The organism is uncultured Ralstonia sp., assembly GCA_913056305.1.
Taxonomy (GTDB): Bacteria; Pseudomonadota; Gammaproteobacteria; order Burkholderiales; family Burkholderiaceae; genus Ralstonia.
Genome location: CAJXMR010000036.1, coordinates 23,455 through 32,629, shown reverse-complemented (window position 1 = coordinate 32,629; position 9,175 = coordinate 23,455). Strand labels below are relative to the sequence as shown.

Here is a 9,175-nt window from a genome sequence, read left to right as displayed (position 1 = left end):
TCAGGATGCGGCTGCCGCAGCGGATCGCCTCCGGAATCGAGTGCGTGACGAACAGAACAGTGAATCGTGTCTCGTCCCACAGTTGCAGCAGCTCGTCCTGCATCTTGCGGCGCGTGAGCGCGTCGAGCGCGGCAAACGGCTCGTCCATCAGCAGCACATCGGGCTCCATCGCCATGCCGCGCGCGATCGCCACGCGTTGCTTCATCCCGCCCGACAGCATGTGCGGATGGTGGTCGGCAAACTTGGTGAGGTTGACCTTGTGGATGTAGTGCAGCGCGCGTTCCTCGGCCTCGCGCGCACCCAGCTTGCCCGTGGAGAGCAGCGGAAACAGCACGTTCTCCTTCACCGTCTTCCACGGCAGGAGCTGGTCGAATTCCTGGAACACCATCATGCGGTCCGGCCCCGGCTTGGTCACCGGCTGGCCCTTCAGGCGGATCTCACCCTCGGTGGGCGTGAGGTAGCCGCCGATGGCTTTGAGCAAGGTCGACTTGCCGCAGCCCGATGGCCCCAGCAGGATGTAGCGCTCGCCGGGGTAGACCTCGAAGTCGACGCGGTAGGTGGCCGTGACCAGATGCTGGCGGGTCTTGTACTGCAGCGTCACGCCGCGTACGTCCAGCAACGGCGGAGGGTTCGCCTGCATGGGGTTGTCTCCTGTTTGTGCTTTTTTTTGGTGTGAGTGGGCAAGGCTTGCGGCGCTATCGGATATCGACGTGATACCGGAAATGCGCCGCCGCGCCGCGTGAGCGCCGCCACTCGAGCGGCACGCGGTCGTAGCCGCGCGCGATGCGCTCGATCACCATGACTGGGTCGCCGGTCTGGATGCGCAGCAGGCGCGCGTAGGTGGCGTTGACGGCTTCGGCGGTGAGCGTTTCTTCGGCACTCGCGACGATCTGGCCGCAGTGCGATTCGTACAGCGGATAGAGCAGGTCGCCGAAGGCGCCGAGGTCCAGCGTGGCGAGATCGGCAAAGCGGTCGTGTGGCAGCCAGATTTCTTCGGCCAGCATCGGGACGCTGTCGAGCAAGCGCAGACGCGTCAGGCGGATGACCGGTGCGCCGGTCTCGATCTGCAGCCCGGCAGCGGGCGCGGACGGCGCATCGAGCACGTCGCGCTTGAGGATGCGGCTCTCGGGGATCCGCCGCTCGCCGCTCTCGCTCTGGAAGCGGAAGAAGCGGAACAGCGAGCTGGCAAAGCTGGCCCGGCGCACGAAGGTGCCGCGCCCCTGGAAGCGCTCCAGCATGCCTTCGGCCACCAGCACGTCCACCGCCTTGCGCACCGTGCCCACGGCCACGTTGTACGTCTTCGCAAGCTCGGCCTCGGTGGGGATGGCGTCGCCGGGGCGCCAGTGCTGCTGGGCGATCTGCGCGGCCAGGTCATCGCGCAATTGCTGGTAGCGGGGCAGGCGGAGGTCGGCGGGCATTGCGGTCAACTATTCATCTAGATGACCAGCCATTGTAGGGAGGTTGACTCGGGTGGGCTGTTCAGGAAAACCCGCAGCCCGAAGTCGTCGTGTTTCGTGTGGCCCCGGCTCTGCGTTGCGTGTGAGTGCGCCTGATCAAGCCGGGTCGACCCCGTAGGCGCGCACGAACGCATCCACTGCCCGTTCGACGATGGCATCGATCTGCGCGTCGCTAAGCTGGAGCTGCAAGTTGAGCAAGCCCGGCTCCACCAGTTCCGATTCCAGCAGACCGCGGAAATGGGCCGCCACCACTTTCGGGTCTGCCTGGCGCAGCTTGCCGGCCTCCATGACGCGCGCGAAGTAGCGCTCCATGAGTTCCATCCCCTTGCGGGGGCCGTTCTCATAGAACAGGCGGCCCAACTCCGGATTGTTTGCCGCGGCGGCAATCACCATACGCTTGACCGCCATTTTCTGCGGCGTATGGAAGCTCTTGGTCACCCGCTGGCTGAAGCTCAGGAGGGTGGCCCTCACGTCTTCGTCCGGATTCAAGAGGGCCAGTGCCTCCGTTGCTGCGGGCGGCAGCCCCATCCCTGGGGATCCGGTGCAGTTCTGGAAGAGTTCCGTCAGTTCTCCGCGTTGTTCCTGGGCCGACCGGCGCACCAGTTCGATGAACAGCGCTTCCTTCGATTCGAAGTAGCGATAGAGCGTTGCTTTCGAGCCGCCGACCCGCGCCGTGATCTCCGACATGGTGGCCTGCTCGAAGCCGACTTCCTCGAATACGTCTTTGGCGGCCGCCAGAATGGCCTCGCGGCGGGCCTCTGTCCTTACTTTCACGTTAAGCGTCTTTTTCGAAACCAATCGGTACAGTTTTGCTTGACAGGCGGGAAAGGTCAAGCATAGCCTTACGGTACTGTACCGTTTCGTTTCGTTATGAAAGTGAATATCGATGGCGGCGGCCGTTCGCCCCGCGCTGCTTTCCGGGCTGTCTCGCTGGCTCCGCTGATTGCCGCCGCAGCGCTGGCGCTGAACGGTTGCGCATTGCAGCCCGCCTACACACCGCCGGACATGGCGGGCCCTGCCGCCTGGTCCGTGCCCTCCACCGAGCAGCCGGCTTCAAGCCAAGCCGAGATGGGCCCATGGTGGCGTGCGCTGGGCGATCCCGCTGTCGATGCGCTGGCCGAGACCGCGCTGGTAGACAATCCCAGCCTGGCCGAGGCCGCGGCACGCATCGACGAAGCCCGCGCGACGCTTGGCATCAACGCCGCCGCTGCGTTGCCCAGCCTGACCGCCAGCGCCAGCACGACTCGCGCCAAGGGGCAAAGCACCGTTGGGCCGAGCACCACCGCGCTCAGCACCTCCGCGGCGGTCGGCCCGTCTTTGAACTGGGAAATCGATCTGTTCGGCCGGATCCGCAATTCGGTGGACGCCGCCAACAACCGGCTGGATGCCCGCACGGCGGATGCTGCCGCAGCGCGTCTTTCCCTTGCCGCCGACGTCGTCAACGACGTGCTCTCGCTGCGCGCCTGCGAAAACTCGCGGGTGGTGCTGGTTGAGGACATCGCCTCGCGGGAGAAGACCTTGGGCCTGACGCGCCTGCGGGCCACCAGCGGTTTCGCCCCGCCTGCGGACGTCGCCCGGGCCATTTCCGGCATCGCCACGGTGCGCACCAACCTTGCTGCCCAGCAGGAACAGTGCGCGCGTCAGGTCAATGCCCTGGTCGCGCTGAGCGGCAAGGATGCGGCGACGGTACGGCAGCAGGTGTTGGGGGCGGGGGCCATGGCTGGCTTCATGCCGCAGCCGCCGGCCGCCGCGCCAGCGTTGCCCGCCGTCGTGCTTGCAGCCCATCCCTCCGTGATTTCTGCCGACCGGGAAGCGGCGGCGGCCTGGGCCGAGATCGGCGTCGCCCGAGCCAACCGGCTGCCGCGCCTGAATCTCGCTGCGCTCCTGACAGGGCAGTGGATCCGGGCCGCCGGCTCCACCCTTGACTTCACCACCTGGTCCGTCGGGCCCAGCCTGACTGGCACGCTGTTCGACGGCGGCGCCGGTGCGGCCAACGTCAGCGCGGCGCAGGCCCGCTATCGCCAGGCCGTGGCGAGCCTGCAAGGGACGCTGCGGACCACCGTCGAGGACGTGGAAAACGCGCTGGCCGCGCAGGCTTCCGCGCAAGACCGGACGGCATCCGCCGGCGAGGCCGCTGCCGCCGCACACACCACGCTCGAGGCCTCCGAGGGTCAATGGAAGGCCGGTGCCGTCAGCCTGTTTGAACTCGAAGACAGCCGCCGTCAGTACGCCTCTGCCCAGGACGCCGAGATTTCCGCCCGGCGCGATCGGGCCCAGGCCTGGGTCGCCCTGGTGAAAGCCACCGGCGGTGCCGTCACACAGACTCCGAAGCCCATTGCTCATGAATAAGCCCACCCCCTATACCTCGGCCATTTTCAGCCGCAAGGTCCTGATCCCCATCGCCCTGTCCGCTGTCGTGGCTGCGGCGGGCTTGCTGTTTCTCGCGCCGCATTCGGCCGCGACCGCAGCACCTGAGCAGCCCGCTGCCGCCCTGACCGTCACCGTGGCCGCCGCCGCGCAAGCCCAATGGCCGGCCACCCTGGACGCCAGCGGCGCCATCGCGCCCTGGCAGGAAGCGGCGATCGGGGCGCAGGTCGCGGGCCTGCGCCTGGCAGAGATCCGCGTCAACGTGGGTGACGAGGTCAAGCGCGGGCAGGTGCTTGCTGTCTTCGACGCCGACCTCCTGCGGGCGGATGAAGCGCGCCTCAAGGCCACCTGGCAGCAAGCCGAGGCCAACCGCCAGCGGGCGCTTCAGCTCAAGAGCTCGGGCGGCATCAGTCAGCAAGATGTGCTCCAGTACGAGACCCAGGCGGAGGTGTCCAAGGCCCAGTTGCGGACCACCCAACTGCAACTGCGCTATGCCGAAGTGACCGCGCCCGACGATGGCGTCATCAGCGCGCGCAGTGCAACGGTGGGCACCGTCTCCAACAGTGGCCAGGAACTGTTCCGCATGATCCGGCAGAGCCGTCTGGAATGGCGCGGCGAACTGACCGCCGCACAGCTTGCCCAGGTGAAGCCCGGCCAGCGTATCGGCCTGGCGCTGCCCGATGGGTCGGCGGCAACAGCCAAGGTGCGCCAGACGGCGCCCAGCCTCGATGGCCAGACCCGCCTCGGCCTCGTCTATGCCGACCTCGAGCCCGGCAGCGCGGCCCGCGCGGGCATGTACGCCAAGGGCAGCGTCGTGTTGGCGCAGAGCGCGGCCGTGATCGTACCGGCGGTCAGCGTGGTCATCCGTGATGGCCGCAGCTACGTGCCCAAACTGGTCGGTGCCAATCGGGTGACGTTGCAAGCCGTCACGGTGGGCCGACGCCAGGGTGACGCGGTGGAGATCGTCTCCGGCGTTGCCCCGGGCGACAGGGTGGTGGTGCAGGGCGCCGCCTTTCTCAACGACGGCGACGTCGTGCGCGTAGCCACCGCCGCGCCGGCTGCCCAGCCGGCAAGGAGCAAGGTATGAACTTCGCCACCTGGTCGATCCGCAATCCGGTCCCGGCCATCCTGCTCTTCATCCTGCTGACCTTGGCGGGCATCTATGGCTTTCGGGAATTGCCGATCGCCAACTTGCCCGACCTGGACTTGCCCTCCGTCACCATCTCGCTGACCCAGCCCGGCGCAGCGCCGGCCCAGCTGGAAACCGAGGTGGCGCGCAAGGTGGAGAACTCGCTGGCCACGCTGTCCGGCGTCAAGCACATGCGCACGTCCATCACAGATGGGCAGGTCAACATCACGCTGGAGTTCATCCTCGAAAAGAAGCTCTCCGATGCGCTGATCGAAACCAAGGACGCGGTGGACCGGATCCGCTCCGACCTGCCCGTCGACCTGCAGCAACCCTCGATCAGCGCGGTGCGGGTGGGGGGTGAGGCGACGCTGCTCTACGCCATCGCTTCCTCGCGCATGGACGAAGAGGCGCTGTCCTGGTACGTGGACGACACGGTCAACAAGACGGTGCTGGGCGTACCGGGTGTCGGCAAGTTCGAACGGGTGGGCGGCGTGCAGCGGCAGGTGCGGGTGGAAGTCGATCCGGTACGCCTGGCGGCGCTGGGTGCCACGGCCGCCGACGTGTCGCGCGCGTTGAGGACCGTGGAGCAGGAATCCTCCGGTGGCCGTGGCCAGTTGGGCGGCACCGAGCAGGCGGTGCGCACCATCGCCACCGTGCGCCAGGCCGAGGAACTGAACCGCCTGCCGCTCGTGCTCAGCGACGGCCGCCGTGTCAACCTGGACCAGGTCGCCACGGTCAGCGACGGCTTTGCGGAGCGCAGCCAGATCGCCTTGCTCGACGGCAAGCGCGTGGTGGGCTTCAAGCTCTACCGCGCCAAGGGTTTCGACGAGACCCGCATTGCCGCCGGCGTGGCGGAAGCCCTGGGCAAGCTCCAGGCGGCCGATCCGAGCCTGCGCTTCACCAAGATTTCCGGCACCGTCGACTACACGCGGGAGCAGTTCGACGGCTCCATGCACATGCTGTACGAAGGGGCGCTGCTGGCCGTGCTGGTGGTCTGGTGGTTCCTGCGTGATTGGCGTGCCACGCTGATCTCCGCCTCGGCGTTGCCCCTGTCCATCCTGCCGGCCTTCGCGGCCATGTACTGGCTCGGCTACTCGCTCAATACGCTGACCCTGCTGGCGCTGGCGGTGATCGTGGGCATCCTGGTGGATGACGCCATCGTCGAGATCGAGAACATCGAGCGCCACAGCCGCATGGGCAAGCCCATCAAGCAGGCGGCCGGCGAAGCGGTGACCGAGATCGCCCTGGCCGTGATCGCCACCACCATGACGCTGGTCGTGGTCTTCATGCCCACCGCCATGATGAGCGGCATTCCGGGGCTCTTCTTCAAGCAGTTTGGCTGGACCGCCGTGGTGGCGGTGCTGTCCTCGCTGCTGGTGGCGCGGGTGCTCACGCCCATGTTGGCGGCCTATCTGCTGAAAGCCCACCCCGGCGAGACCGAAGCCAAGGATGGGCGCCTGATGGTGCGCTATCTGGGCTGGGTGCGCTGGTGTCTGGCCCACCGCTGGCTCACGCTGGTTGCCGCCGTGGCGATCTTCTTCGGCTCGGTGGCGCTTGTCCCGCTGCTCAAGACCGGCCTCATCCCGCCTTCGGACCGGGGCTACAGCAGCGTCAGCGTCGAGTTGCCGCCGGGCAGCAGCCTGGCCGCCACCCGGGCCACGACCGAAGCGGCGCGCGAGGCCATCAGTGGCATCCAGGGCATTGAGCACGTGATGACGATGGTCGGCGACGCGCAGTCCATCGGCGGCGGCCAGACCCAGGCCGGCGAAGTGCGCCGGGCCACCATGACCCTGGTGCTGGCACCGCGCGGCGCGCGGCCGGATCAGGCGGCCATCGAAACCCAGGTGCGCCGCGCCCTGGTCAATGTGCCCGGCGCCCGGTTTTCGCTGGGCGTGGGCGGGCCGGGGGAAAAGATGTCCCTGATCCTGGCCAGCGATGACACGGCAGCCCTGAAAGCCACGGCGCAGGCCCTCGAGCGGCAGTTGCGGGGCGTGGCCGGGCTGGCCAACATCACGTCCACCGCCAGCCTGGAGCGGCCGGAGATCGTCGTGCGACCCAACGCCCAGCGGGCAGCGGAGCAGGGCGTGACCACCGCCGCCATCGGCGAGACGGTGCGCATCGCCACCAACGGCGATTTCGATGCCCAGGTCGCCAAGCTGAACCTCGATAACCGCCAGGTGGCGATCCAGGTGCGCATTCCCGATGCGGCGCGGCAGGAGCTGGATGTGGTGGCCAATCTGCGGGTCCATGGCCGCAACGGCTTGGTGCCGCTCGCCAGCGTGGCGGACCTGTCGGTGGAAAGCGGCCCATCGCAGATCGACCGCTATGACCGGCGCCGCTATGTGACCGTCAGTGCAGACCTGGGCGGCACGCCCCTCGGGCAGGCGCTGGCGGCTGCCAAGGCATTGCCCGCGGCGCAGGCCATGCCCTCCAGCGTCAAGCTGATCGAAACCGGCGATGCGGAAATCATGATGGAATTGCTGGGCGGCTTTGGCATGGCCATCGTCATCGGCCTGCTGTGCGTGTTCTGTGTGCTGGTGCTGTTGTTCCGCGACTTCTTCCAGCCCGTGACCATCCTCTCGGCCGTGCCCCTTTCCCTGGGCGGCGCCTTCGTTGCGCTGCTGCTGAGCCAGGGCATGCTGAGCATTCCGTCCATGATCGGCCTGGTGATGCTGATGGGCATCGTCACCAAGAACTCGATCCTGCTGGTGGAGTATGCGGTGATGGGCATCCATGAACGTGGCCTGTCGATACACGAGGCACTGATCGACGCCTGCCACAAGCGGGCCCGGCCCATTGTCATGACAACGGTCGCCATGATCGCGGGCATGTTGCCGATTGCCCTGGGCCTGGGCGCCGACGCCAGCTTCCGCCAGCCCATGGCGATTGCCGTGATCGGCGGGCTGGTGACCTCCACGGGCCTGAGCCTGCTGGTGGTGCCGGTGGCGTTCACCTTCGTGGACGGGCTGGAGCGCCGCGTGCGCAACTTGTTTGGCCACCGGTCGGCCCAATCTGGTGTGCTATCCCAGGACGAGAAGGAGGCAGCACAAGCATGAGCCACGAGGACAACGACAGCGGAACCCCGCCCCGGCGCATTCGCCGCTTCCTGGCGACGACCGTGGCGCTGATGGCGGCGCTGCATCTCTACATCGGCTGGCGTCTGCTGCCGGATCTGGGCTTGAACGCCCGGGGCTGGGCGGCGGGCATCGCTTTTCTGTGCCTGTCTTCGGTGATGGTTCCGCTTGGGATGGCGGCGCGTTTCCTGATCCGGCCAGCCGAGCGGGCAGACCGCGTCACCTGGTTCGGCGCCTTGCTGATGGGCTTGTTCTCCTCGCTGCTGGTGCTGACCGTGCTGCGTGATGTCGCGCTGATCCTGCTGCCTGCGGCTTGGCGTCACGACTCGGCTCTGGCGGTGCCAGCCCTGGCCCTGCTGGTGACCCTGATCGGTTACGTCAACGCGCGGCGCATTCCCCGCGTCGCCGACGTGGCCGTGCCGATTGCAGGCCTGCCCAAGCCGCTGCACGGCTTCACCATCGCCCAGATCACCGATCTCCACGTCGGGCCCACGATCAAGCGCGACTATGTGGCCGGCGTGGTGGAGCGGCTCAACGCCCTGCATCCGGATCTCATTGCCGTGACCGGCGATCTCGTGGACGGCGACGTCGCGCACCTGGGGCCGCATATCGCACCATTGGGCGACATGCGTGCGCGTCATGGCGTCTTTGCCGTCACTGGCAATCATGAGTACTACTCGGGGGTCGCGCAGTGGGTGGCCGAGTTCGAGCGCCTGGGCATGCGTGTGCTGATGAACGAGCACGCGGTGATCGAACACGACGGCGCGGCACTGGTCGTGGCGGGCGTGACGGACTTCAGCGCGGGCAGCTTCGATCCGGCGCAGGCGAGCGACCCGGTCCGGGCCCTGGACGGGGCGCCGGCCGGCGTGGTGCCAGCCATCCTGCTCGCGCACCAGCCGCGCAGCGCCCCGGCGGCAGAAAAGGCGGGCTTTGACCTGCAGCTCTCGGGACATACCCACGGCGGTCAATTCTGGCCCTGGAGCTTGTTCGTGCCGCTGCAGCAGCCTTTCACGGCAGGCCTGCACAAACTGGGCCGGCTGTGGATCTACACCAGCCGTGGCACCGGGTATTGGGGCCCACCCAAGCGATTCGGCGCGCCTTCGGAGATCACCCTGCTGCGCCTGGAGCCGGCGAAGGCCGATTGATGC

Annotated in this window: 7 protein-coding genes; 4 read left to right on the top strand and 3 right to left on the bottom strand. The window is 67.6% G+C overall.

The features are described 5' to 3' along the window. From QZ609_RS08870 to QZ609_RS08860, 3 genes are all read right to left on the bottom strand, one after another. Positions 1-640 (bottom strand): ABC transporter ATP-binding protein (locus QZ609_RS08870; protein ID WP_295493434.1); only part of this gene is annotated, 640 nt, incomplete at its 3' end. 55 nt (positions 641-695) lie between these two features. After that, the gene (locus QZ609_RS08865) at positions 696-1,418 is read right to left on the bottom strand and encodes a GntR family transcriptional regulator (protein ID WP_295493431.1); all 723 of its coding nucleotides are present in this window, start codon (positions 1,416-1,418) and stop codon (positions 696-698) included. A 135-nt stretch (positions 1,419-1,553) separates the two neighbouring features. Beyond that, the gene (locus QZ609_RS08860; RefSeq protein WP_295493429.1) at positions 1,554-2,291 is read right to left on the bottom strand and encodes a TetR/AcrR family transcriptional regulator; all 738 of its coding nucleotides are present in this window, start codon (positions 2,289-2,291) and stop codon (positions 1,554-1,556) included. A 36-nt stretch (positions 2,292-2,327) separates the two neighbouring features. Here QZ609_RS08860 and QZ609_RS08855 point away from each other — a divergent pair, with 36 nt between their 5' ends. The 4 genes from QZ609_RS08855 to QZ609_RS08840 are packed head-to-tail and all read left to right on the top strand — an operon-like array spanning position 2,328 to position 9,172. After that, the gene (locus QZ609_RS08855) at positions 2,328-3,806 is read left to right on the top strand and encodes an efflux transporter outer membrane subunit (protein WP_295493427.1); all 1,479 of its coding nucleotides are present in this window, start codon (positions 2,328-2,330) and stop codon (positions 3,804-3,806) included. Then, positions 3,799-4,911: an efflux RND transporter periplasmic adaptor subunit gene (locus QZ609_RS08850; RefSeq protein WP_295493424.1), complete on the top strand. Its 1,113-nt coding sequence runs from the start codon at positions 3,799-3,801 to the stop codon at positions 4,909-4,911. Before QZ609_RS08855 ends, QZ609_RS08850 begins: the two co-directional genes overlap by 8 nt. Continuing rightward, complete coding sequence (locus tag QZ609_RS08845) at positions 4,908-8,009, top strand: efflux RND transporter permease subunit (RefSeq protein ID WP_295493420.1); 3,102 nt, start codon at positions 4,908-4,910, stop codon at positions 8,007-8,009. Before QZ609_RS08850 ends, QZ609_RS08845 begins: the two co-directional genes overlap by 4 nt. After that, a complete protein-coding gene (locus QZ609_RS08840) occupies positions 8,006-9,172 on the top strand; it encodes a metallophosphoesterase (protein ID WP_295493418.1) in 1,167 nt (388 codons plus the stop codon). The genes QZ609_RS08845 and QZ609_RS08840 overlap by 4 nt, the downstream gene beginning before the upstream one ends. Positions 9,173-9,175 lie beyond the last annotated feature (3 nt).